This is a genomic window from Phycicoccus sp. 3266, from assembly GCF_031456495.1.
Lineage (GTDB): Bacteria > Actinomycetota > Actinomycetes > Actinomycetales > Dermatophilaceae > Pedococcus.
The window spans coordinates 294310-318513 of record NZ_JAVDUW010000002.1; the positions used below are offsets into that span (position 1 = coordinate 294310).

Sequence of the window (24204 nt, forward strand, 5' to 3'; positions counted from 1 at the left end):
CACACGGCACACCCCGGACGACGCACACGGCACACCCCGAACGACGCACACCGCAGAGAAAGGTGACCGGCCATGCCCGACGGCACGCGCGCCCCCTCCGTGACGGCCGAGACCGTCCCGCCCGACGCCCCCGACGAGGTGAAGGACCTGGCGGCCCGCGCGGCCGGCCCCCGCGTGCCCTGCTTCGACGCCACCGTGGGCGTCACGCTGCCACCGCAGTCGTGGACGGGCGCGCCGCGCAACCGGCTGGTCGTGATCGGGGACTCGCTGAGCCACGGCTTCCAGAGCGGGGCCGTCTTCAACACCGACCTGTCGTACGGTGCGATCATCGCCTACGAGCTGGGGTGGCTCGACGGCTTCCGCTACCCGCGCTACCCGGGGCTCGGCGGCCTGCCCATCAACCTCGAGCTGCTGATGCGCGACCTGGAGTCGCAGGTGGGCTCGGCGATCAGCCTGTGGGAGCTGCCACTCGCGCTGTTCCGGGCGCGCCAGTTCATGGACGACGTCGAGGACTACTGGGAGCGCGGCCCCGGCGCCGTCCCCCCGACGGCGACAGGCATCAACCACGCCCTCGGCATGTACGGCTGGGACCTGCGGGACGCGCTGGACTGGACGGCAGAGCTGCTCGAGCAGCAGGTGGGGACGCCCAAGGACGACCTGCTCCAGCAGGTCGTGGAGCACAACAGCGAACGCGCGGCGCTGCGCGTCTACCCCCGCGGCGACAGCGAGAAGACGCTGTCCGTCTTCGAGGCGGCGGCCCGGCTCGGAGAGGACAAGGACGACGACACCGACGACGGCATCGAGACCCTCATCGTCTTCCTGGGAGCCAACAACGCCCTGCGCACGGTCACCGACCTCACCGTCCGCTGGAGCGGCCCCGGGTACGACTCCCTGACGGGCAAGGGCCAGTACACGATCTGGCGTCCCGAGCACTTCCGGTCCGAGCTCGGGCACGTCGTCGAGGCGGTCCGCGGCATCCGGGCCCGGCACGTCATCTGGTGCACGGTCCCGCACGTGACCATCGCGCCGATCGCCCGCGGCATCGGCGGCAAGGTCCAGCCGGGGTCGCGCTACTTCCCCTACTACGCGAGGCCGTGGGTCACCGACCAGGCGTTCAACGCCGGCCGCGACGTCCACATCACCGGCGACGAGGCGCGTGCGGTCGACTACGCGATCGACGTCTTCAACACCGACATCGAGGGCGTGGTGCGCACCGAGCGCAGCGGCGGCGCGCCGGACGGGACCGTGCGGGACTGGTACCTGCTCGACATCGCGGGCATGCTCGACCGCCTCGCCGCCCGGCGGTACATCAACGACGTCAACGCCAGGCCGCCCTGGTGGACGCCGTACCCGCTGCCGGCGACCCTGCAGGTCCTGCAGCCGCCGATCGACTCGCGCTTCCTCAGCGGCGACGGGCACGGCGGCCGGGACCAGGGCGGCCTGTTCTCGCTCGACGGCGTGCACCCGACGACGGTGGGGTACGGCCTCATCGCCCAGGAGATGATCCGCATCATGGAGTCCGCCGGGGTCGCCTTCCGGCACCCCAACGGCGAGCCGCGGACGGGGCCGGTCCTGGTCGACTTCGACCGCCTCGTGCTGCGCGACACCCTCGTCCGCTTCCCGCCGCAGATCGTGGACTCGACGCTGTCCACCCTGGGCTGGGCCGACGAGCACCTCGGCTGGGTCCTGCGCGCCCTGAAGTCCCACTTCTGACACCGCGGTCCTGCTGCAGACGGCTGACCCGGACGGGCGGTCCCGCGCGTACCGTCCGGACCGTGGAGCTCCCACCGGCACAGGACGTCATGCGGCTCCTCGGCGGCTACATGGTCACCCAGGCGCTCGGCGTGGTGGTCGACACCGGCCTCGCCGACCGCGTCGGGGACGAGCCGGTGCCGCTCGAGGCGCTCGCCGGCCACACCGGCATACCGGCCCTGCAGCTCACGCGGCTGCTGCGGGCGCTGCGCACGGTCGGTGTCTTCGACACCGGGCCCGACGGCGTCGTCCACACGGACGTCTCACGGCTCCTGCGCAGGGACGCCGCGACGACCGTGGCTCCGTTCGTCGACATCCACACCGACCGTGGGTATGCCGCGTGGGCCGACCTGCTCGTGGCCCTGCGCGAGGGCGGCTCGGCGTTCGAGCGGCAGCGCGGGATGCCGATGTTCGACTGGCTGTCGAGCCACCCGGACGAGGGGGCGCGGTTCAACGCGGCCATGGCTGCAGGTTCCCGGCAGCGCAGGGAGGTGCTGCTCGCGAGGGACTGGTCGGGGTCGACCTCCGTCGTCGACATTGGCGGCGGCACCGGTACCAACCTCCTCGCCGTGCTCGAGGCCCACCCGCACCTGTCGGGGGCGGTGCTGGACCTGCCGTCGGTGCGCGAGCAGGCGCTCGCCCTCATGGCCGCCTCCCGGGCCGCGGACCGCTGCCGCTTCGTCGCGGGCAGCTTCTTCGAGGACGTGCCCGTCGCCGACACCTACGTCATGGCCGTGGTGCTGCACGACTGGGACGACGAGCAGGCCCTGCGCATCCTGCGCGCCTGCCGCCGGGCGGCACCCGACGGCGCGCGGCTGCTGGTCGTCGAGATGGTCCTGGCCGACGCCGAGGCCTGGGACTGGACGCCGTGGATGGACCTGCACATGCTCGTCATGCTGGGCGGCCGCGAGCGCACCGAGGCACAGTGGCGGCAGCTGCTGCACGACGGCGGGTGGGACGTCGAGGCCGCCGGTCCGCGGCTGCTGGAGTGCCGCGCTCAGCGCGAGACGCCGTAGTACCGCAGCTTGCGGTAGAGCGTCGCGCGGCTCATGCCCAGATCGGCGGCGGCCTCGCCGACGCTCACCCCGTCGCGGGCCAGGGCCCGGACGATCTCGTCGCGCTCCAGGGTCTCCATGCGCGAGAGGCGGTGCGCGGGGTGGGTCGAGAACGCCGGGGGGAGGTGCCGCACGTCGACGGTCTCGGAGCGGCCCGCCGCGTCGTGGACCACCCTGACGAGCTCGTCGACGTTGCCCGGCCAGTCGTGGGCCTGCAGCGCGCGCTCGGCCGCCGGCGTGAAGTCCACCTCGCGCATGCGGGCCTGGTGGGCCACCCACCGGGCCAGGGCCAGCACGTCCTCGGGGCGCTCGCGCAGCGGCGCCACCTCCACGACGCTGCCGACCAGCGGGGCAAGGGGCGCCGGCACCATGTCCAGGTCCCGGGCGGTGACCGCCCAGGCCAGGCCGCCCTCGGCCGTGGGCGGCCGGTCCGCCACGGCCGCCGTGGCGCGCTGCCGCAGCTCGTATGCCGCCCAGGCCGGGAGGGCGTCGACGTTCTCGACGACGACGGCGGTGTCGGGTTTGGCCAGCTCGGGCACCCACAGGGACAGCCACGCCTCGACGTCCTCGGCCGCGGGGACGTCGGCCGTCAGGACGCGGATGCGGGGGTGGGCCCGGCGCAGGGCCTGGCCGAGGAGGGTGGCGCGGCCCGACCCGGACTCGCCGACCGCGGCGACGGTGTGGCCTGCGCGGAACGCCGACGTCGCCGTCTCCAGGGCGTCGGTCCACGCCGCCGACATCGACCGGATGGTGCCCGCCGCCGGCTCCAGGCGTGCACGCTGGACCCGGAAGACGGCACCTCGCGGCTGCGAGCGGGCGGTCCGGCCGCTGGAGCGGGCGAGCATGAGGGCCGCCGTGGTGGAGGCCGCCGACTCGGCGAGCGCGAGCAGCAGGCCGGCCGAGGACCGGGACCACGTCGTGATGTTGACGCAGCCCTCGAGCCGCCCGCCGACGGGGTCGATGACCGGGACCGCCGCACACGTGTAGGTGCACAGGCTGGCGCTGTAGTGCTCCTCGGCCCGGACCAGGGAGGGGGCCCGGTCGGCCAGGGCGAGCCCGAGGCCGTTGGTGCCGGCCTCGCGCTCGGAGAAGGCGAACCCGGGCGCGAGGTGCACCCGGTCGAGGGCGCGCAGCAGGCTCGTGTCGCCCGAGAACCGGTTGAGCACCAGCCCGTCGGCGTCGGTGAGCATGAGGCTGAGCGGCTCGTCGGCCAGGGTCCGGTGCAGGCTGGTGAGGACTTCGTGGCCGCACTCGAAGAAGAGCGAGTCCGGCACCACCGAGCCGGCCCACACGGGGTCGACCGACTCGAGCGAGACGCCGTACTCCTCGCTGCGCTGCCACGACGCGAGCAGGCGCTTCGACGGAGGGGCGGAGGAGGCCGTGGAGTCCCACGGGGCCCCGGTCGGCGCGCCCACGCGGCGGGGCAGGGCGGCCTCGTGGTCGGCGGTCATCGTCGACCTCCTCTCGCTCCCCGAAACGGTAACGCCGGGTCTTCGTCGAGGCGACGGGTTCGCGTCTCAAAGTGAGACGGGGCGGGGTCTCAAAGTGAGACGACGACCCCCTGTCACCGGCCACGACCGGCTCCTACCGTCGCTGCAGTCCGCGACGACGGCGTCGCGAGAAGGAGAAGGCCATGTACACCAAGGACGGCGAGAACTACTTCATCGTCGACGCGCACATCGCCCTCTGGGACGCGCGTCCGGAGAACCTGCGCAACGAGCACGGCAAGCAGTTCATCGACTGCTTCTACGACTACCACCGCAACCTCTCGCCCGAGGCGGAGGTGTGGTCGTACGAGGACTACCTCTACCAGGGCGGCCAGCGGCTGATGAAGGACCTGTTCGAGGACGGCTACGTCGACCACGCCATCTTCCAGCCCGCCGCCCTGACCGAGTTCTACACAAACGGCTTCGGACAGACGAAGGAGGCGTACGAGCTGGCCGCGGCCAACTCCGGCAAGCTGACGTACAACCACAACTTCGACCCCCGCAACGGCGAGCAGGGCCTGGACGACCTGCGGCGCGACCACGAGGCGATGGGCTTCAAGGGAGTGAAGCTCTACACGGCCGAGTGGCACGGCGAGTCGCGCGGCTGGAAGCTCGACGACCCCTGGGCCTACCGCTACTTCGAGGTCTGCCGCGAGCTCGGCATCACCAACATCCACGTCCACAAGGGCCCCACGATCCGGCCGCTGGACCGTGACGCGTTCGACGTCGCCGACATCGACCACGTCGCCACCGATTTCACCGACCTCAACTTCATCGTCGAGCACGTCGGCCTCCCGCGGCTGGAGGACTACTGCTGGATCGCCACGCAGGAGCCCAACGTCTACGGCGGCCTGGCGGTCGCCATGCCGTTCATCCACACGCGGCCGCGGTACTTCGCGCAGATCATGGGCGAGCTCCTCTACTGGGTCGGCGAGGACCGGCTGTTCTTCTCCAGCGACTACGCGATCTGGACCCCGCGCTGGCTCGTCGAGCGGTTCGTCGACTTCCAGATCCCCGAGGACATGACGGAGTACGCCCCGATCACCACGGACCAGAAGAAGAAGATCCTCGGCCTCAACGCCGCGAAGATGTACGGCATCGACGTCCCCGCCGAGCTGCGCCTGCCCGAGGCCGAGACCACCGAGACCGGTCCGCGCGACCCGGCCGCCGCCGACCTGGCCACGGTCTGACGCCATGACCGTCCTCGCCTCCGAGCAGACGGTGTCGAGGGCTGCCGTCCGACGCGCCCTCGACACCGTCATCGACCCCGAGCTCGACGAGCCGGTGACCGACCTCGGCTTCGTCCGGTCGGTCGAGGTCGACGGCTCCGACGTCACCGTCCACCTGCGCCTGCCCACCTCGTTCTGCTCGCCGAACTTCGCCTACCTCATGGCCTCGGACGCCAAGGACGCCCTCACGGCGCTCGACGGCGTCGGCCGGGTGGTCGTCGAGCTCGACGACCACCACGACTCGGCCCTGATCAACGCCGGGCTGGCGGCGGACGCCGGCTACGTCGGCACCTTCGGCCACGAGGCCGAGAGCAGCCTGGAGGACCTGCGGTGGACGTTCCGGCGCAAGGCCCACACGGCCGCGGCCGAGCGCTGCCTCACCGACCTGCTGCGCGCCGACCCGTCGCTGGACCTGTCGCAGGTCGGCGAGGTGCGGCTTCGCGACCTCCCGCCCGGACGCACCACCGACGCGCTCCTGCGCCGCCGGGCCGCCCTCGGCCTGCCGGACGACCCCGACGCCGTGGTGCTGGTCGACCACCGGGGTACCGGCTACGCGACGGACGACGTACCGCTCGCGCTGCGCCGGGCCCGGGCCACGCGCATCTCGATCGACGGCAACGCCCACTTCTGCCGGGGGCTGCTCCGCACCCGCTACGACGGGGCCGGCGCCGACCAGGTGTTCCGCCCCGACGGCGCCGAGCCCGCCGACCACCACCACCTGATCCCGTTGACCCTGAAGGAGACCCACACATGAGCACCATGCGAGCCGTGCAGGTCGTCGGCTACCACCAGAAGCTCGAGATGACGCAGGTCCCCGTGCCGGAGGCGAAAGGTCCGTGGGACGTCGTCGTGCGCATCGGCGGTGCCGGCGTCTGCCGCACCGACCTGCACATCCTCGAGGGACAGTGGGCCGAGAAGTCGCAGGTCCAGCTGCCCTACACGATCGGGCACGAGAACGCCGGGTGGGTGCACGCCGTCGGCTCCGCCGTGACCAACGTCCGCGAGGGCGACAAGGTGATCCTGCACCCGCTCATCACCTGCGGGCTGTGCCGCGCCTGCCGCTCGGGCGACGACGTGCACTGCGAGTCCAGCGCCTTCCCGGGCATCGACACCAACGGCGGGTATGCCGAGTACCTCCTCACGTCCGCCCGCTCGGTCGTGAAGATCGACGACTCCCTGGAGCCCGCGGACGTGGCGGCGCTCGCGGACGCCGGCCTCACGGCATACCACGCTGCCGCGAAGGCGGCCCGGCGCCTGACGCCGCGCGACACCTGCGTCGTCATCGGCGCAGGAGGGTTGGGGCACATCGGGATCCAGGTGCTGCGCGCGCTCTCCCCGGCGCGGCTCGTCGTCGTCGACCGCAACCAGGCGGCGCTCGACCTGGCCACGTCGATCGGTGCGCACCAGGGAGTCCTCGCCGACGGTGGCCAGGTGGACGCGGTGCTCGGGCTCACCGGTGGGCACGGCGCCGAGGTGGTCGTCGACTTCGTCGGCGAGAACGGGTCCACCTCCGAGGGGATCGCGATGACCCGGCAGGCCGGCGACTACCACGTGGTCGGGTACGGCGAGGACGTCGTGGTGCCGACCATCGACCTCATCTCGACCGAGAAGAACGTCATCGGCAACCTCGTCGGGTCCTACAACGACCTGCAGGACCTCATGGCGCTCGCCGCCACCGGGGCCGTCACCCTGCACACGCAGAAGTACGCCCTCGACGACTTCCAGCAGGCGGTCACCGACCTCGACAACGGCGCCGTCCGCGGGCGCGCCATCCTCGTGCCCTGACCGGCCGAGCACCCAGCAGCGTTTTCCCCTCCCGGACAAAGGAGTCCGTCATGAAGAACTACGTCGGAGTCGCCGTGTCGATCGGTGTGCTCGCCGGCATCTGGACCCAGGTGAGCTCCAGCCTCGAGCTCGTCACGTGGGTCGGCTTCCTCGCCTGGGCCTGCTACTTCGCCGCCGGTGGCGGACGCATCGGCTTCACCCGCGGCCTGGCCGCCAACCTGTCGGGCCTGGCCTACGGCTGGCTGGTGGCGGCGTTCCTGCACGTCGCGTCGTTCCCCGGCGCCCTGGCGATCGCCGTGGGCGTGGTCGCTGCCCTGATGTGCCTGCAGGCCGGCTGGGCCCCGCTGTCCTTCATCCCCGGGGCGTTCGTCGGGGCCGCCGCGTACTTCGGCACGGCCTTCGGCTTCTGGCCCACCGCCATCGCCCTCGTCGTGGGCGCCCTCCTGGGCTGGGCCTCGGGCGTGCTCGGAGCGCGCATCCAGTCCGCGGTCGCAGGGCGCGCGCCCTCGGCCGAGCCCCCGGTCGCCCCGGCACAGGCAGCGGCATAGGTTCGAGGAACGCCGCACCCACCCCCGACCTGCACGAAGGAGAGACCGACCCGATGATCCTCATCACCGTGAAGTTCCCGATCCGCGAGGACAAGCTCGAGGAGTGGCGCGAGCTGTCGGACTACTACGCCAAGTCCGTCAACGAGGAGCCCGGCTGCGTGTTCTTCGAGTTCTCCCAGAGCCTCACCGAGCCGGACACCTACGTGTGCATCGAGGGGTTCCGCGACGCGGACGCCGGCGGCGAGCACATGAAGCAGGCGCACGTGGCCCGGTTCATGGCCGAGATGCCCGACATCGTCTCGGCCCAGCCGCAGATCATCTACGTCGACGCCGAGGAGGTCTCCGGCTTCGGGCCGATGGGCGAGATCACCCCTCGCTCGGCCTGAACCGCTCGCCGTCCGTCCCGGCGCCCTGACGCCCGGGGCGGACGGCCACGCACGCCGGCGCCTCCACGGAGGTGACCACCCCCGGGCCGGGCCGTCCGTCGGCGGCCAGCGGGTGGACCGACACCGCGCCGCCGTGCAGGCCACCGACCAGCAGGTGGCCGCCGGCCACGGTGAACTGCCGCGGGTGGGCCGGGACGTCGACCTCGCCGACCAGGCGCAGCCCGTCCCCGGTGACGTCGAAGGTGCTGACGGTGTCGGGTCCGCGGTTGGAGACGTGGAGCAGGCCACGTGCGTCGTCGAGCGCCACGTGCGCGACGTCGTCGTGGCCCAGTCGTGACGACGCGGCGGCGGTCGCGACCACGCTGAACCTGCCCGGAGTCTCCTCGGCCAGTCGGATCACCTGCCCGCTCAGCTCGCAGGTGAGGAAGGCCGCGCTGGAGGAGGCGGCCCGGACGAGGTGCCGTGGTCCCGTCCCTGCCGGCAGGTCGGTCGTGGCGACGTGGTGCAGGCGGCCGCCCGACACCTCGAAGGTCCGGACCCGGTCCGACCCGAGGTCCACGATGCTGACGGTGCCGTCGCCCGCGGGCGCCACGTGGTGCGGGTGGCTGCCCTCCTGCCGGTCCGCGACCGGTCCCGAACCGGTCAGCCGCACCGAGTCGAGGAGCCGCGTCGGCGCGCCGCCGTCGACGGCCAGCAGGGAGACGACGCCGTCCCCGTAGTTGGCCACGACGACGTGCGCGCCGTCCCCGGTCGGTGCGAAGTGGCACGGGTGCGAACCGCCGGTGGCGACGTCCGCGACCCGGCGCAGCCGCGGTGCCGCCGCCGGTGCCGTCGTCGGTGCCGTCGCTGGTACCGAGCCCGGTGGGTCCACGACCTCCAGCGTGACCAGGCGCCCGGCACCCACCTCGCTCGCCACGACGAGCAGGTCGCCGCCGGCCGACCACCGCAGCCACGTGGGCGCCTCGACCGGGACCTGCGCCACCGGCCCCGAGAGCACGGACGCGCCGTCCCAGCGGTGCAGTGCCACGCGGCCCCCGCCGCCCGGCGGTGCCACACCGATCGCGACCAGGGTCGCCACCCCACCTCCCGAACCGGTCATTCCGAAACCCTACGGCCGTCCCCGCTGCCGCCGATGGGGGAGCGGAGACCGGGGGGTCGTCGCAGCCGGTCGTCCGTTCGTCTGGTTCCTCCCGGTTCTGCCTGCTTCGCGACCGTTGTCCGGCTAGCGTTGTCAACGGCAAGCATTCGCAGGGGAGTAGAGGTCGTGGACGTCGACACGTGGGAGATCGGTGCACTCCGGAGCATCGGCGCCATCATGACCCAGGCGGCGACTGCCGCCGACGACCGCATGCTCTACGAGCGCATCGTCGAGAGCGCCGCCGAGGTCGCGCTGTTCCGGGTGGCGGCCCTCAGCCTGGTCCGCGTGGACGGCGACCTCGAGGCCGTCGCCGTCGGTGGTGACGCCGGGGCGCGGGAGGCCGTGCTGGGCAGGGTGACGCCCCGGCACGTCGTGGACGCCGAGTTCGCCGTGGCCGAGGAGTGGGGCGCCCTGCGCTTCGTTCCGCACGACCGCCTGCCTGGGTCCTCGCCCGCGGGGTGGGTGGACTCCACCTGGGACGGCGGTGCCGACGACGACGCCTGGCACCCGAACGACACCCTGTTCGCACCGTTCTTCACCGCCGCCGGCGACCTGGCCGGCGTCCTCAACGTCGACCTCCCGGTGACCGGGCACCGCCCTGGTCCGCTGCAGCGGGTGGTGCTCGAGGTCTTCGCCGGCCAGGCCGGGGTGGTCCTCGCGGCTGCGCAGGAACGCGCCCGGCTGGCCGAGCGGGTCAGGCTCGCACAGGCGGTCCAGGCCGTCGCCCGCGTGTCGAATGCCGTGCTGGAGCCGGGAGAGGTCGTGGACGCCGTCGCCGAGCCGGTGGCCACCGGCCTCGGGTGCACGCAGCTGTGGGTGCGGACCTTCGGGGACGCCCCGGGCGAGGGCCGCACCGCCACCTGGCCGGGACGGTTCCCCCCGACCCCGCCGGCGCTCGTCGACCTCGTGCGCCGGGTCGCCGAGGACGCGTGGGCCCTCGGCCGGACGGTGACCGTGGCCGCGAGCGACACGGAGGCAGACGACCTGGTCGGCCCGGAGGAGCGGGCGCGGGTCATCGACTTCATCAGCCGGTCCGGCTCGCACAGCCTGCTGCTGGCCCCGATCGGCGCCGCGTCGCAGTGCCTCGGGTACCTCGTCTGCACGCGCGCCGGGTCCTACCCCACGTGGAGCGACGCAGAGACCGCCGCCGCGCTCGAGATCGGCCGTGACCTCGGGCGCTCCGTGCTCAACTCCCGGCTCTTCTCCCTCGAGCGGCAGCTGGTCCAGAACCTCCGGGCCACCGAGCGGGCAAGGGCCACGCTCTTCTCGACCGTGTCGCACGAGCTGAAGAACCCCCTGGCCTCGGTGGTCGGCCACGTCGAGATGCTCCGCGACGACCCCTCCGCCGACGCCGCCTGGTCGCTCGGCGTCATCGAGCGCAACGTGCGGCGGCTGCAGGGCCTGGTCGACGACCTCCTCGTCCTGGGCCGGTTCAGCGACCCGGACCGCCCGCTCGTCCGCGCCCCGGTCGGTGTGCGACAGCTGGTCGACGACGCGCTCGAGATGTTCGCGCCGGCGGCGACCCGCGGCGGCGTGGGCCTCGTGCACGAGCAGGACGAGGAGCTCACCGTCCTCGGCAGCGCCGACGAGCTGTCGCGGGTGCTGGACAACCTCGTCGGCAACGCCGTGAAGTTCAGCCGCGAGGGCGGCCGGGTCACGGTGCGGGCCCAGGAGAGCGACGGCCACGCGGTGCTCGAGGTGGTCGACCAGGGGATGGGCATCTCCGCGCAGGACCAGGCGCGTCTGTTCACCGAGTTCTTCCGCTCCACGAACCCCGACGCGCTCTCCGTCCCCGGCACCGGCCTCGGCCTGAGCATCGTCAAGCGCATCGTGGCCCGGCACGGCGGGTCGATCGACGTGCGCTCGACGCCGGGGCGCGGGACGACCTTCACCGTCACCCTGCCGGTTGCCTGAGGACGCCCCGCGTGGTCGGCTGGTTCCCCCGCACTACTCCGGTGCGTGCGCCGGCAGGATGCCGGCAAGTCCCACCAACCGCCAGAGTCTGGGACGTTCGCGACATCACGGATGAGGAACCAGCAGGGGAGACGAGCGTGGCACAGACGCCGGGGCGCCGGGCGACCCTCGCGGAGGGCGCCGCTGCGCGCCACGTCCTGAGCTCGGCCGACCTGCTCGAGCGGGGCTGCGTGACCCCGGGCGAGGTGCTGGCCCTGCTCGAGCTCCGGCTGTACGGCGCGCACGGGGACCGGCCGCCGACCACGAGCGCAGTCGAGCTGGGCTGCGCGGTCGCGGTGGACTGGGGCGTCGGCGCGGTGCTCACGCGGCCCGGGCACGTCCGTGCCGCGGCCGCCACGCTTGCCCACCGCGGGCCGGCGGTGGTGACGGCCCTGGGGCTGGACGACTCGGACCCCCGCCCGCTGCAGGTCGAGGCGCGTGACCTCATCCGGGAGGGGGCGGACGACCTGGCCGTCATGGCCCCCGCGGACCGGGTCGAGGGCGACCTCGTCGGGCTGCTGGAGCAGGTCGAGGAGGTGGCGCACTTCGCCTCCGGCGTCGGGGCGCGCGTGCGCGCCGTCGTGGACACCCGGGGGCTGAGCCGGTGTGTCCTGCTCGACGCCTGCGAGAAGCTCGCCCACACGGGCATCTGGCTCGTGCAGGGTGGCCTGTGGCGCTCCACGCTCCCGAGCTTCAGCGAGGTCAAGGCGATGCGCCAGGTCGTCCCCCGCGACGTCCTGCTCAAGTGGACGGCGCCGATGATGCGGGTCGACACGCTGCTGAGCTGTGTGGCCGCCGGGGTGGACCGGTTCAGCATCGACGACGTCCCCGGGTTCATGGCCCACACGATCGCGCGCGCCGAGCTCGGACCCCTGGTGTTCCCCGACCCGGTGTGAGCGCGGAGAGGAGTCCCCGATGGAGCGAGCAGGCGACAGCACCGAGGAGAACCGCCCCGGCGTGCTCATGGCCGCCGAGATCGCCGAGCAGCCGGCGGTCTTCGAGCGGCTGCTGAGCGGGACCGGCGGTGCCGACCGCGCGGCCGTGGCGGCCCGTATCCGTTCCGCTGCCCCGCGTTTCGTCCTCGTGGCCGCGCGTGGCACGAGCGACCACGCGGCGCTCTACCTCAAGTACCTCGTGGAGATCCGGCTCGGCCTGCCGTGTGGCCTCGCGTCCCCGTCCACCATCACGGCATACGGCGCGCAGCCCGACCTGCGCGACGTCCTCTGGGTCGCTGTGAGCCAGTCCGGCGGTTCGCCCGACCTCGTGGAGTCGACCGCTGCGGCCGGTCGCGCCGGGGCGCTGACGCTGGCGGTCACCAACGCCCCGGACTCGCCCCTGGCGCAGGCGGCCGCCCTCCAGCTCGACATCGGCGCGGGGGTGGAACGGGCCGTCGCCGCGACGAAGACCTACACCGCCACCCTGCTCACCCTCTGGCTCCTCGTCGAGTCTCTCGACGGCGGCGACGCCGGCGCTGCCGCGGACCTGCCCCGGCTCGCAGCCGAGGCGGTCGCCGAACCGGCCGCCGACGAGGTCGCCGCGCGGTTCCGCTTCGTCGACAAGGTGGTCGTGACCGGTCGCGGCTACGCCTACCCGACCGCGCGCGAGGCGGCACTCAAGCTCATGGAGACCTCCTACCTCGCCGCGCACGCGTTCTCCGGTGCCGACCTGCTCCACGGCCCCCTGGCCATGGTGGACGAGGACCGCCCGGTCGTGGCGGTGGCGCCGCACGGCACGGCCGGCGCTGCCATGCAGCCGGTGCTGGCCCGGCTCGCCGACCGCGGCGCCGACGTCACGCTCGTGGGCGACGGGTCGCTCGGGCCGGCGAACGTCGTGGTGCCCGTGCCGCGGGTGCGCGAGGACCTCAGCCCCCTGCTCGAGATCATCCCGCTGCAGCGCGTGGCGCACGCGATGGCCGTGGCCCGTCACCACGACCCCGACGCCCCCCGGGGCCTGTCGAAGGTCACCCGCACCACCTGAGACCGCGGCGGCGGGCCGCGCCCCGGGTCGTCCGGTGTGGGCACCTCGAGGCAGTGCCGCCGGGCGGGGGAGCCGTGCGACGCCCGCCGGTGCGACCCGGCCCGCCGGGTTAGGTTGGGCGGGTGCCGACCCCGACCTCCGAGGACCTCGCGTGCGCGTGACCGTGATGGGCGCGGGCGGGTACATCGGCAGCCGGCTCGTCCCCGCGCTGCTCGCGGACGGACACGAGGTCACCGCGACGTTCACCGACCCGGCACGCGCCCGGCGGTTCCCGTGGGCCGGTGCCGTGCGCGTGGCCGGGCTCGACGTCGCCGACCGGGCCGCGGCCCGGGACGCTGCCGACGGGGCGGACGCGCTGGTCTACCTCGTGCACGGCCTGGCCGGCCCGGACTTCACCACCGCCGACCGCGAGGGCGCCTACAACGCCGCGCACGCCGCGGTGCGGGCGCGCGTCGGTCGCATCGTGTACCTCGGCGGCCTCGTCCCGGACGTCCCCGAGGGCGACCTCTCGCCGCACCTGCGCTCACGGCTCGAGGTCGAGCAGGTCTTCGGCGACAGCGGGGTCCCGACCTGGGCGCTGCGCGCTGCGATGGTCGTCGGGGCCGGGTCGACGTCGTTCGAGATCATGCGCCAGCTGAGCCGGCGGCTGCCGGTGCAGGTCGTGCCGTCGTGGATGCGCAGCGCCGTCGAGCCGGTCGCCGTGAGCGACGTCGTGGCGGCGCTGGTGGGCTCGCTGACGGCGTCCGGGGGCGGCCGCACCTACGACGTGGGGAGCGGGGAGCGCATGTCGTATGCCGCGTTGCTGCGGCTCTACGCGCGGCTGGCCGGCGGACGCGCGCTGCAGGTGCCGGCCCTGCTGCCGACGGCGCTGGTCGCGCGGGTGGCGCCGCTGTTCACGGACGTCCCGGCCTCGACCGTCCGGTCCCTCGTCGCGAGCCTGCGCCACGACATGGTGTGCCGCGACGACGACTACGTGCGGGACCTGCTGCCGGCGGGATCCCGGCCCGTGCCGGTGGCCCGGGCCATCAGTCGCGCGCTCGCGGCTCCCGCCCCCGGCTCCCCGGCAGCCCGCGGCGCCGACACCGGTGCCCCGGACCCGTTGGGCCCGCTGGCCACCGACCCCGCGTGGGCCAGGCCGCCGGCCTAGGAGCCGGACAGGTGCCGGTCGAGCTGCCGGGCGAACCCGGCCCCCATCGCGACGAGCACCGCCTGCATCGACGTCGTGACCGCCGGGCGGGCCAGCCGAGGGAACGGCAGGTCGACCTCCACGGCCAGGTCGATCGCCAGCCGGGTGCCCCGGCCGGCCGCCGTCAGCGTGTACGTGCCGTTGACCCCGGCGCGCTCGTGGCCGTCGGGCTCGTGGGTGAACTCGATCCGCTCGGGCTCCCTGAACTCCATCCGCTCGGTGAACGCGAGCCCGATGTCCTTGCCGAGCACCTCGATCGGCGCCAGCCGCCACCGCCACAGGTCGCCGGCGCCCTCGATGCCGCGCACCATCGGCGTCAGCCGGGCGACGGCCGAGGGGTCGGAGAGCACCTCCCAGACCTGCTGGCGGGTGTACGGCACGACCGCCTTGGACACCTTGCGCGCGTCGAAGGTGGTCATCGTCCTGCCCTCGGGTTCCGGCGGGCGATGGCGGCGGTGAGCACGGTCGCGAAGCCGCACCACGCGGCATACGCGCCGATGCCGGCGGCCTTGCCCTTGCCGGTGCTGCCGACGCGGCGGGCCAGGTCCGCGCTGCTGGCGGCGAGGGCGGCGGCGCCCGCGGTGGCCAGGCCGAGCCGGTGCGCGCGGAAGAAGAGGCCGGACCACCCGGCGTTGAGGACCATGTTGGCGACCAGCGCGCGTTCGAGGTCCTTGGCCTCGGCGGTGTCGCCACGCTCGGCCAGCTCGGCGCTGGCGCGGGCCGTGACGACGGCGGTCGTCGCGTAGAGGGCCGTCCAGACGACGGGGAACGCCCCGGCCGGCGGCTGCCACGACGGCTTGTCGAGCCGGCGGTACCACCGGGAGGTGGGGTCGGTGAGCAGCGACCCGACGACGGCGGCGGCGCCGACCACGGCGGACGTCCGTGCCAGCGTGCGGCTCCACCGGTGGGGGTCCACGTCGGCGACGGCCGCGAGGACCGCCTCGTCGAAGCCGGTCCGACCGCCCGGGGGCGGTCCGAGGACCTCGAGGATGTCGTCCTCGCGGCACACCGCCTCGTGCACGAGGCTGCCGACGAGGGGGCGGGCGAGGCCGGCGGGGATCGGCGTGACGACGTCGACCCACAGCCCGGCGAGCCGCGGGGTGAGGACGGGCACGCTCACGACGTGCCGCGGCCGCAGGCCGACCACCGACGCGTAGCGCTGCATCATCTCGGCATACGTCATGACCTCCGGGCCGCCGAGGTCGAAGGTGCGGTTGGTCCCCTCGGGCAGGTCCACCGCCCCGGCGAGGTAGTGCACGACGTCGGCCACGGCGATCGGCTGGATCCGGTTGCCCACCCACTTGGGGGCGACCATCGCCGGGAGCCGCTCGGTGAGGTGGCGCAGCATGTCGAACGAGGCCGACCCGTTGCCGAGCACGACGCCGGCCTGCAGCACGACCGCCGGCACCGGCCCGCGCAGGAACGTCTCGCCGACCTCGACCCGCGAGGCGAGGTGGTCGGACAGCTCGCCCTCCGGGTGCAGCCCGCCGAGGTAGACCACGCGGCCCACGCCCGCCTCGCCCGCGGCGTCGGCGAAGGTCTGCGCCATCGACCGGTCTCGCTCGATGAACGAGCCGCCGCCGTCCATCGAGTGCAGCAGGTAGTACGCGACGTCGACGCCCTCGAGGGCCCGCCGCACGTCCTCGCCGCGGGAGGCGTCGCCCTCGGCGACCTCAACCCGGTCGGCCCACGGGCGGCCGGCGAGGCCCTTGCGGGACCGCGTGAGGACGCGCACGTGGTGGCCGCGGTCGAGCAGCACGGGCACGAGCTGCCCGCCGATGTAGCCGGTGGCTCCGGTGACGAGGACGGTGGTCATGGGGCTCCTGTCCCGAGGACGTGGGGGAGCAGGAAGAGCATCCCCAGCGACCAGGTGAGGTGGGTGATCATCGGGCCCAGGACCCCGCCGGTGACCCGGCGCTGGAGGGCCACGATCAGGCCGAGCGCGGCCGCGGCGAGGACGAGCAGGGGTATGCCGGCGCCGACCGTGGTGAGCGCGTAGACGACCGTCGTGACGAGGACGGCGTGCTTGCGGCCGACCGCGGCATAGAGGGCGCCGCGGAAGTAGAGCTCCTCGGCGATGCCGTTGACCGCGGTGATGACCGCGACGAGGGCGAGCGACCCGAGCCGGGCGTGGTCGAGCAGCTGGTTCACCGGGTCGCGCAGGAACGGGATGCGGGCCACGAGGAGGCCGCCGGCCAGGAAGACGCCGAGCAGCAGCGCGCCGAGGGCGAGGGACTGCACGACCGGGCGGGCGTCGTACCCGCCGGCCCGGGTGCGCGCGTGCCCGAGGTGGAGCGGTCCGGACAGCAGGGCGCCGACCGCCCAGACGACCGCGAGGCCGAACGACGCGGGGTAGAACAGCACGTTGCCCGGCTCGATCCGCAGGGCGAGGGCGAGCACGACCGTCCCGACGACCAGCGTGACCACCGCGACCACCCGGCGCCGGCGGAACGCGGCGTCGGTCTCGGTGTGGTCTCGTGGCACGGGCTGGACCAGCGCGGCCCGGACGAACGCGCGGATCTCCGCCACCGGGTTGATCACGACGTCACGCCCGGGTGGCCTCGTAGCGGCGCAGCGCCTCGAGCCGCTCCTCCGCGTGGTCGACGATGCGCTCGGGGTACCCGTGCTCGTAGCCGCCGTCGGCCTTCCACGGCTCGTGGACCGCGGCACCCGACAGGTGCGCGAGCTCGGGCACGTAGCGGCGGACGTAGTCGCCGTCGGGGTCGTAGCGCTGGCCCTGCGTGACCGGGTTGAAGACGCGGAAGTAGGGGGAGGCGTCGGTGCCCGTGCCCGCGACCCACTGCCACCCGTGGTTGTTCGAGGCGATGTCGCCGTCGATGAGGTGGTCGAGGAAGTGCCGGGCGCCCACGGGCCACCACACGTGCAGGTCCTTGGTGAGGAAGCTCGCGGTGACCATCCGCATGCGGTTGTGCATCCAGCCCTCGCTGAGGAGCTGGCGCATCGCCGCGTCGACGACCGGGTAGCCGGTGCGCCCCTGCCGCCAGGCCTCGACGAGGTCCTCGTGCGACTCGTACGTCATGCCCTGCAGGGCCGGCCGCAGGTCGGCCCAGGCCGACTGGGGGTGCCGCCACAGGACGTCGGCGTAGAACTCGCGCCAGCACAGCTCGGTGCGGTACGTCTCGGCCCCCTTGCCCCGGCGGCCGGCAAGGTCCTTGAGCATCGTCCGCGGGTGGATGGCCCCGATCTTGAGGTAGGCCGACATCCGGGAGACGCCGGGCAGGTCGGCCCGGTCCCGCCGGTCGCCGTAGTCGGCGAGCCCGTCGTCGAGGAAGTCGTGCCAGCGGCGCAGGGCCGCCTGCTCCCCGGCGTCGGGCATCTCGGGCAGGTCCTTGCCGCGCAGCGCCGCCCGGACCTCCTTCCACGCGTCGTCGTCGGAGGCGACGCGGGAGAGGGTCATCCCCTTCGGCTCGCTCGCCGGGTCGGGCCACCCGTGGTCGCGCCAGGCCTTGGAGAACGGCGTGAAGACCTTGTACTCGGTGCCACTGCCGTTGACGACCGACCCGGGGCCCACGGCATACGGGGTGCCGGTCTCGACCCAGCCGACCCCGGCCTCCTCGAGGCGCTCTCGCACCGCCTCGTCGCGCCGGCGGCCGGCGGGAGTGGTCTCGCGGGACACGTGCACCGAGCCGGCGCCGGTCTCCTTCGCCACGCGCGGGACGACGGTCCGCGGGTTGCCGCTCAGCAGGCAGAGACGGCCGTCGTACGCCTCGTTGGCGGCCTCGAGCGTCGCGGCCAGCCACGCGCGGCGGGCGTCCCCGGCGCCCTTCCACAGCGTCGGGTCCAGGACGTAGAGGACGAGCACCGAGGAGTCGCCGGCGGCCTCGGCGGCGGCCCCCAGCGCGGGCAGGTCGCCGCGGCGCAGGTCCCTGCGCAACCAGAGGATCGAGCCGGCCCGTGCCATGCCGTCCACCCTAGGTGGGCACACCGGACCCCGCATTACTCGCGAGTCACCGTCCCGGGGTGGCAGGCTCGGGCGGTGACCCACGCCCCCGGGCGGACGGGTCGCGTCGTCCGTCACCTGCTCCTGGGAGGCCCGCCCGATGTTCTCGCGCATCGCCATCGTCAACCGCGGCGAGGCCGCCATGCGTCTCATCCACGCGGTGCGCGACCTCAACGCCCAGGCGGGCGACGGCGGCCACCGGATCGAGACCGTGGCGCTGCACACCGAGGGCGAGAAGCGGGCGATGTTCGTGCGCGAGGCCGACGCCGCGTACGACCTCGGCCCGGCCGCGAACCGGCCCTACCTCGACTACGCCGTGCTGGAGCGGGCGCTGCGCGAGACCGGCGCCGACGCGGCGTGGGTCGGCTGGGGCTTCGTCGCCGAGCACCCCGACTTCGCCGCCCTGTGCGAGCGGATCGGCGTGACGTTCATCGGTCCGAGCCCGGAGGCCATGCGCAAGCTCGGCGACAAGATCGGCTCCAAGCTCATCGCCGAGGAGGTCGGGGTCCCGGTCGCCCCGTGGAGCCGCGGCGGTGTCGACACCCTCGAGGACGCCAAGGCCGCGGCCGCGCGCATCGGCTACCCCCTCATGCTCAAGGCGACGGCGGGCGGCGGTGGGCGCGGCATCCGCCGGGTCGACTCCGACGCCGACCTCACCGACGCCTACGAGCGCACGCGCGACGAGGCGCAGCGCGCATTCGGCTCCGGAGTCGTCTTCCTCGAGAAGCTCGTCACCGGCGCACGCCACGTCGAGGTGCAGGTCATCGCCGACGGCCAGGGCACGGCGTGGGCGCTCGGCGTGCGCGACTGCTCGGTGCAGCGCCGCAACCAGAAGGTCATCGAGGAGTCCTCCTCGCCCGTCCTCGGCCCCGAGCAGGTGGCGGAGGTCAAGGCCGCCGCCGAGCGGCTCGCCATCGCCGTCGGGTATGCCGGTGCCGGCACCGTCGAGTTCCTCTACCACCCGGGCGAGAAGTTCTTCGCGTTCCTCGAGGTGAACACCCGCCTCCAGGTGGAGCACCCCATCACCGAGGCGACGACCGACACCGACCTGGTCAAGCTGCAGATCCACGTGGCTTCCGGCGGCCGGCTCGAGGGCGAGCGCCCGGTCGAGGTCGGGCACGCCGTCGAGGCGCGGCTCAACGCCGAGGACCCCGACCGCGACTTCGCGCCCTCGCCTGGTCGCATCGCCCTGCTGACGCTGCCCGCGGGTCCCGGCATCCGCGTGGACACCGGTGTGGGAGAAGGGGACTCGATCCCCGCCGACTTCGACTCGATGATCGCCAAGATCATCGCCGTGGGCGCCGACCGCGACGAGGCGCTCGCCCGCCTGCGCCGCGCCATGGCCGAGACCACCGTCGTCATCGAGGGCGGCGCCACCAACAAGTCGTTCATCCTCGACCTGCTCGACCAGCCCGAGGTCGTCGACGGCACCGCCGACACCGGCTGGATCGACCGCGTCCGGGCCGAGGGCCGGCTGGTCTCCCACCGCCACTCCGGCATCGCGTTGGTCGCCGCCGGCATCGAGGCGTACGAGGACGAGGAGGGCGTCGAGCGCACCCGCCTGCTCGAGACCGCCCGCGGCGGGCGGCCGCAGGTCCAGCACCGCACCGGCCGCGCCATCGACCTCAAGCTGCGCGGCACGGCGTACAAGGTCACGGTCTGGCGCACCGGGCCGCACCGGTTCCGCGTCACGGTCGCCGGCCCGGCCTCCGAGCAGACGGTGACCGCCGACCTCGACCGCCTCGACGAGTACACCAGCAGGATCACCGTCGGCGGCCGGCTGCACCGGCTCACCACGGCCACCCACGGACCCGTCCAGCTGGTCGAGGTCGACGGCGTCACCCACCGGGTCAGCCGCGACGAGGGGGGCGTCCTGCGCTCCCCCGCGCCGGCGCTCGTCGTCGCGACGCCCGTGCCCGTGGGGTCCGAGGTCGCGCAGGGCGCCCCGGTCCTGGTGCTCGAGTCGATGAAGATGGAGACCGTCCTGCCCGCGCCGTTCGCCGCGCGCGTCAAGGAGCTGCTCGTCTCCTCCGGCAGCCAGGTCGAGACGGGGGCGCCGCTCGTGCGCCTCGAGCCGGTCGACGACGGGGCCGAGGCCGCCGCGGCACCCGTGGCGGAGCAGGCGGTCGACCTCGACCTGCCCGACGGCGACGGCTCTGACGGCGACCCCCACGTCGCCGTCCGCCGCACCCGCGCCGACCTGTGCGCGATGCTGCTCGGCTACGACGTCGACCCGCGCGGTGACGCCCTCACGGCATACCTCGCGGCCCGGGACCAGCTCACCGCCCGCGGCGAGTCGCAGGTGGGCCGAGAGGTCGCGGTGCTCGAGGTCCTCGCCGACTTCGCCGAGCTCAGCCGCAACCGGCCGGCCGGCCAGGACGAGCACGTCGAGCACCGGGTGCACAGCCCGCGCGAGCACTTCCACACCTACCTGCAGAGCCTCGACGTCGAGCGCGGGGCGCTGCCCGAGCACTTCCGCCACAAGCTGTCGCAGGTGCTGCGGCACTACGCGGTCGACGGGCTCGACCGCACGCCGGAGCTCGAGGAGGCCGTCTTCCGGGTCTTCCTCGCCCAGCAGCGTTCGGCCCCGGAGGTCGCGCTCGGCACGGCGCTGCTCCAGCGCTGGATCGCCGAGCCGTGCCCCGAGCCGCCGCTCGACGCCGCCGCGCGCGAGGTGCTCGACCGGCTCGTCGTCGCGACGCAGCTGCGCTTCCCGGTCATCGGCGACCTCGCGCGCAGCGTCCGGTTCCGCTGGTTCGACCAGCCACTCGTCGACGCCGACCGGGCCAGCGTGCTCGGCGGGGTCGCCGACGAGGTGGCCGCCCTCGAGGCCATGCCCGAGGGCCCGGAGCGGGCGCAGCGGATGGACCAGCTCGCTGCCATCCCCGAGCAGATCGTGCAGTTCCTCTCCGACCGGCTCGAGCGCGGGGTCCCGCGCCGCGAGCCGATGCTCGCCGTCCTGGTCAAGCGGCACTACCGCGAGCACGCCCTCACCGGCCTGCGTGAGGTGGAGGTCGGCGAGCGCCCGTATGCCGTGGCCGACTACGCGCTCGACGGCCGGCCGACGCACCTGGTCTCGACCGTGGGCCGGGTGGACGAGCTCTCCCCGGGGAGCTCCTTGGTCGAGGGCGTCGCGGCCCAGCTCGCCGAGCGCGCGGAGGGGCACGAGGCGGTCGTCGACCTCTACCTCGCCTGGCCTGACGAGCCCGAGTCGCCCGAGGACGCCTCGGCCCGGCTCGCGGCCGCGCTGACCGGGCTGCCGTTCGCCCGCGAGGTGCGACGCGTCGCCGTCGCCGTCTGCCCCGGCGGTGGACGGCCGGTCGGGTACTTCAGCTTCCGTCCCGAGGACGGGACGATGGTCGAGGACCGGCTGGTGCGCGGCGTGCACCCGATGGTGGGCCGCCGGCTCAACCTGTGGCGGCTGCGCGACTTCGAGGTCACCCGGCTCGAGGCACCTGCCGACGTCCTGCTCTACGAGTGCGTCGCCCCGGGCAACTCCGACGACCGGCGGCTCGTGGCGCTGGCCCAGGTGCGCCAGCTCGCCGTCGTGCGCGACGAGCAGGGGCGGGTCACCGCCCTCCCGCACGCGGAGCGCGCGATCGCCAACTGCCTCGAGGCGATCCGTCGCGCCCGGTCCGCGCGCGGTGCCGCCGGCGCCCGCCTCGACATGAACCACGTCTGGGTCCACATCTGGCCCCCGGTGGAGGCCAACCTCGACCAGCTCACCGCCCTGCAGGCGAAGATCTCGCCGCTCACGGCCGGCGCGGGCATCGAGGAGGTCCTCGTCCAGGGCCGCATCGCCACCCCCGACGGGGCCAGCGCCCCACTCGCCGCGCGGTTCCACTACCAGCCCGGCTCAGGGGTCGTGACCTCCGTCGAGGAGCCGCCGACCGAGCGGCTCAAGCCGCTGGACGACTACGCGCAGAAGGTCGTCCGTGCCCGGCGCCGCGGCGTCGTGTACCCGTACGAGCTGCAGGCCATGATCGCGGGCCCGGGTGGCACCGCCACCGAGTACGACCTCGACGACAAGGGCTCGCTCGTCCCGGTCGACCGGCCCTACGGCCTCAACAAGGCGGGCATCATCGCGGGTGTCATCACGACGCCCACCGAGCGCTACCCCGAGGGCGTCACGCGCGTGCTGCTGTGCGGTGACCCGCTCAAGGCGCTCGGGGCCGTCTCCGAGGCCGAGTGCACCCGCGTCATTGCCGCCCTCGACCTCGCCCAGGAGATGGGCGTGCCGGTGGAGTGGTTCGCCCTGTCGGCCGGCGCCCGCATCTCGATGGACTCGGGCACCGAGAACATGGACTGGGTGGCCCGGGCGCTCAAGCGGATCGTGGAGTTCACCCAGGACGGCGGCGAGATCAACATCGTCGTGGCCGGCATCAACGTGGGGGCCCAGCCGTACTGGAACGCCGAGGCCACGATGCTGATGCACACCAAGGGCATCCTCGTCATGACGCCGGACAGCGCGATGGTCCTCACCGGCAAGCAGTCACTGGACTTCTCCGGTGGCGTCAGCGCCGAGGACAACCACGGCATCGGCGGGTACGACCGCGTCATGGGCCCCAACGGACAGGCGCAGTACTGGGCCCCCGACCTCGCCGGAGCCCGCGACATCCTGCTGGCGCACTACGAGCACACGTACGTCCACCCGGGCGAGGACGGCCCGCGCCGGGCGAGGACGTCCGACCCGGTCGACCGCGACGTCACGGTCTTCCCGCACGAGCTGCCCGACTCCGGGTTCACGACGGTCGGTGACATCTTCTCGGTGGCGACCAACCCCGACCGCAAGAAGGCGTTCGACATCCGCACGCTCATGGCGGCCGTGGCCGACCAGGACCACCCCACCCTCGAGCGCTGGGCCGGCATGGCCGACGCCGAGACGTCGGTGGTCCAGGACGCCCACCTCGGCGGGATCCCCGTCTGCCTCATCGGGATCGAGTCCAAGAACGTCGCCCGCCGCGGCTTCCCGCCCACCGACGGCCCCGACACCTACACCGCGGGCACGCTCTTCCCGCGGTCGTCGAAGAAGACGGCGCGGGCGATCAACGCGGCCTCGGGCAACCGCCCGGTCGTGGTGCTCGCGAACCTGTCCGGCTTCGACGGGTCGCCCGAGTCGATGCGCCAGCTGCAGCTCGAGTACGGCGCGGAGATCGGCCGGGCCATCGTGAACTTCGACGGGCCGATCGTGTTCTGCGTCGTCAGCCGCTACCACGGTGGCGCGTTCGTCGTGTTCTCCAAGGCGCTCAACCCGCGAATGACCGTGCTCGCGGTCGAGGGCTCGTTCGCGTCGGTCATCGGCGGCGCGCCGGCAGCGGCCGTGGTGTTCTCGCGCGACGTCGACGCCCGGACCGCGGCCGACCCGCGGGTCACCGAGCTCGAGGCGGCCGTCAACGCCGCCACCGGGGCACGCCGGGCGGAGCTCGCCACCGAGCTGGCGGAGGTCCGTGCGTCGGTGCGCTCGGAGAAGCTCGGCCAGGTCGCGTCCGAGTTCGACTCCGTGCACAGCATCCACCGGGCCGTGCAGGTCGGGTCGGTCGACGCGGTCATCAGCGCCGCCGAGCTGCGCCCGCGCATCATCGCCGCCGTCGAGGCCGGCCTCAAGGGCTGAGCGCACGTCTCGGGGGCGGGGCCGCTGCGGCGGTCCCGCCCCTGCTGCGCTCCGGCGGCCGGGCCCCGCTCCCCGGGCACCTTCGCGCGCTGTCGTGGCGCGGGCATGACCGCGCCAAGTCTGGGTATGCCGCTCG

At 73.9% G+C, this 24204-nt stretch carries 18 protein-coding genes; 12 read left to right on the forward strand and 6 right to left on the reverse strand.

From position 1 onward, the window contains the following. The first annotated feature begins 72 nt into the window (after positions 1 to 72). Both J2X64_RS11195 and J2X64_RS11200 read left to right on the forward strand, forming a co-directional pair. Complete coding sequence (locus tag J2X64_RS11195; protein WP_310153952.1) at positions 73 to 1713, forward strand: hypothetical protein; 1641 nt, start codon at positions 73 to 75, stop codon at positions 1711 to 1713. A gap of 62 nt (positions 1714 to 1775) precedes the next feature. Beyond that, positions 1776 to 2768: a methyltransferase gene (locus J2X64_RS11200; RefSeq protein ID WP_310153955.1), complete on the forward strand. Its 993-nt coding sequence runs from the start codon at positions 1776 to 1778 to the stop codon at positions 2766 to 2768. Here J2X64_RS11200 and J2X64_RS11205 read toward each other — a convergent pair. Next, positions 2750 to 4258 carry a GAF domain-containing protein gene (locus tag J2X64_RS11205; RefSeq protein ID WP_310153958.1) on the reverse strand — a complete coding sequence of 503 codons (1509 nt, stop codon included), beginning with the start codon at positions 4256 to 4258 and terminating at the stop codon, positions 2750 to 2752. The two genes, J2X64_RS11200 and J2X64_RS11205, sit on opposite strands and share 19 nt — an antisense overlap. Before the next feature lie 182 nt (positions 4259 to 4440). Here J2X64_RS11205 and J2X64_RS11210 point away from each other — a divergent pair, with 182 nt between their 5' ends. The 5 genes from J2X64_RS11210 to J2X64_RS11230 are packed head-to-tail and all read left to right on the forward strand — an operon-like array spanning position 4441 to position 8242. Continuing rightward, the gene (locus J2X64_RS11210) at positions 4441 to 5484 is read left to right on the forward strand and encodes an amidohydrolase family protein (protein WP_310153962.1); all 1044 of its coding nucleotides are present in this window, start codon (positions 4441 to 4443) and stop codon (positions 5482 to 5484) included. 4 nt (positions 5485 to 5488) lie between these two features. Next, complete coding sequence (locus J2X64_RS11215) at positions 5489 to 6277, forward strand: iron-sulfur cluster assembly protein (protein WP_310153964.1); 789 nt, start codon at positions 5489 to 5491, stop codon at positions 6275 to 6277. Then, positions 6274 to 7308: an NAD(P)-dependent alcohol dehydrogenase gene (locus J2X64_RS11220; protein ID WP_310153967.1), complete on the forward strand. Its 1035-nt coding sequence runs from the start codon at positions 6274 to 6276 to the stop codon at positions 7306 to 7308. The genes J2X64_RS11215 and J2X64_RS11220 overlap by 4 nt, the downstream gene beginning before the upstream one ends. Positions 7309 to 7358: 50 nt before the next feature. Continuing rightward, a complete protein-coding gene (locus J2X64_RS11225; protein WP_310153970.1) occupies positions 7359 to 7856 on the forward strand; it encodes a DUF1097 domain-containing protein in 498 nt (165 codons plus the stop codon). Positions 7857 to 7909: 53 nt separating this feature from the next. After that, on the forward strand, positions 7910 to 8242 hold the full coding sequence (locus J2X64_RS11230) for a putative quinol monooxygenase (RefSeq protein ID WP_310153973.1): 333 nt from the start codon (positions 7910 to 7912) through the stop codon (positions 8240 to 8242). Here J2X64_RS11230 and J2X64_RS11235 read toward each other — a convergent pair. Beyond that, entirely contained in the window at positions 8223 to 9341 is a 1119-nt protein-coding gene (locus J2X64_RS11235; protein ID WP_310153977.1) for a beta-propeller fold lactonase family protein, read from the reverse strand. The two genes, J2X64_RS11230 and J2X64_RS11235, sit on opposite strands and share 20 nt — an antisense overlap. Positions 9342 to 9506: 165 nt before the next feature. On the opposite strand from J2X64_RS11235, the gene J2X64_RS11240 reads away from it, so the two are divergent. From J2X64_RS11240 to J2X64_RS11255, 4 genes are all read left to right on the forward strand, one after another. Further along, positions 9507 to 11294, forward strand: a complete 1788-nt coding sequence (locus J2X64_RS11240) for a GAF domain-containing sensor histidine kinase (protein ID WP_310153978.1) — start codon at positions 9507 to 9509, stop codon at positions 11292 to 11294. Between the two features lie 137 nt (positions 11295 to 11431). After that, on the forward strand, positions 11432 to 12229 hold the full coding sequence (locus J2X64_RS11245) for a hypothetical protein (protein WP_310153981.1): 798 nt from the start codon (positions 11432 to 11434) through the stop codon (positions 12227 to 12229). Positions 12230 to 12248: 19 nt separating this feature from the next. Beyond that, positions 12249 to 13310, forward strand: a complete 1062-nt coding sequence (locus J2X64_RS11250; RefSeq protein WP_310153983.1) for an SIS domain-containing protein — start codon at positions 12249 to 12251, stop codon at positions 13308 to 13310. Between the two features lie 151 nt (positions 13311 to 13461). Beyond that, positions 13462 to 14457 carry an NAD(P)H-binding protein gene (locus tag J2X64_RS11255; protein WP_310153987.1) on the forward strand — a complete coding sequence of 332 codons (996 nt, stop codon included), beginning with the start codon at positions 13462 to 13464 and terminating at the stop codon, positions 14455 to 14457. Here J2X64_RS11255 and J2X64_RS11260 read toward each other — a convergent pair. Genes J2X64_RS11260 through J2X64_RS11275 form a run of 4 tightly spaced genes read right to left on the reverse strand, consistent with a single transcriptional unit; the run spans position 14454 to position 18418 of the window. Then, entirely contained in the window at positions 14454 to 14915 is a 462-nt protein-coding gene (locus J2X64_RS11260; protein ID WP_310153990.1) for an SRPBCC family protein, read from the reverse strand. The two genes, J2X64_RS11255 and J2X64_RS11260, sit on opposite strands and share 4 nt — an antisense overlap. Further along, the gene (locus tag J2X64_RS11265) at positions 14912 to 16312 is read right to left on the reverse strand and encodes a tryptophan-rich sensory protein (protein ID WP_310153993.1); all 1401 of its coding nucleotides are present in this window, start codon (positions 16310 to 16312) and stop codon (positions 14912 to 14914) included. Before J2X64_RS11265 ends, J2X64_RS11260 begins: the two co-directional genes overlap by 4 nt. After that, positions 16309 to 17037, reverse strand: a complete 729-nt coding sequence (locus tag J2X64_RS11270; RefSeq protein WP_310153996.1) for a CPBP family intramembrane glutamic endopeptidase — start codon at positions 17035 to 17037, stop codon at positions 16309 to 16311. Before J2X64_RS11270 ends, J2X64_RS11265 begins: the two co-directional genes overlap by 4 nt. 4 nt (positions 17038 to 17041) lie before the next feature. Next, positions 17042 to 18418: a deoxyribodipyrimidine photo-lyase gene (locus J2X64_RS11275; protein ID WP_310153999.1), complete on the reverse strand. Its 1377-nt coding sequence runs from the start codon at positions 18416 to 18418 to the stop codon at positions 17042 to 17044. Between the two features lie 139 nt (positions 18419 to 18557). Between J2X64_RS11275 and J2X64_RS11280 the strand changes: the two genes are divergently transcribed. Beyond that, positions 18558 to 24068, forward strand: coding sequence for a carboxyl transferase domain-containing protein (locus J2X64_RS11280; RefSeq protein ID WP_310154001.1), 5511 nt, complete (start codon positions 18558 to 18560; stop codon positions 24066 to 24068). Positions 24069 to 24204 lie beyond the last annotated feature (136 nt).

Coding starts and splice junctions, on each gene's coding strand:
- J2X64_RS11265 (WP_310153993.1), bottom strand. CDS start 16,312: ATGACCACCGTCCTCGTCACCGGAGCCACCGGCTACATCGGCGGGCAG.
- J2X64_RS11235 (WP_310153977.1), bottom strand. CDS start 9,341: ATGACCGGTTCGGGAGGTGGGGTGGCGACCCTGGTCGCGATCGGTGTG.
- J2X64_RS11205 (WP_310153958.1), bottom strand. CDS start 4,258: ATGACCGCCGACCACGAGGCCGCCCTGCCCCGCCGCGTGGGCGCGCCG.
- J2X64_RS11215 (WP_310153964.1), top strand. CDS start 5,489: ATGACCGTCCTCGCCTCCGAGCAGACGGTGTCGAGGGCTGCCGTCCGA.
- J2X64_RS11195 (WP_310153952.1), top strand. CDS start 73: ATGCCCGACGGCACGCGCGCCCCCTCCGTGACGGCCGAGACCGTCCCG.
- J2X64_RS11220 (WP_310153967.1), top strand. CDS start 6,274: ATGAGCACCATGCGAGCCGTGCAGGTCGTCGGCTACCACCAGAAGCTC.
- J2X64_RS11280 (WP_310154001.1), top strand. CDS start 18,558: ATGTTCTCGCGCATCGCCATCGTCAACCGCGGCGAGGCCGCCATGCGT.
- J2X64_RS11250 (WP_310153983.1), top strand. CDS start 12,249: ATGGAGCGAGCAGGCGACAGCACCGAGGAGAACCGCCCCGGCGTGCTC.
- J2X64_RS11225 (WP_310153970.1), top strand. CDS start 7,359: ATGAAGAACTACGTCGGAGTCGCCGTGTCGATCGGTGTGCTCGCCGGC.
- J2X64_RS11230 (WP_310153973.1), top strand. CDS start 7,910: ATGATCCTCATCACCGTGAAGTTCCCGATCCGCGAGGACAAGCTCGAG.
- J2X64_RS11260 (WP_310153990.1), bottom strand. CDS start 14,915: ATGACCACCTTCGACGCGCGCAAGGTGTCCAAGGCGGTCGTGCCGTAC.
- J2X64_RS11275 (WP_310153999.1), bottom strand. CDS start 18,418: ATGGCACGGGCCGGCTCGATCCTCTGGTTGCGCAGGGACCTGCGCCGC.
- J2X64_RS11210 (WP_310153962.1), top strand. CDS start 4,441: ATGTACACCAAGGACGGCGAGAACTACTTCATCGTCGACGCGCACATC.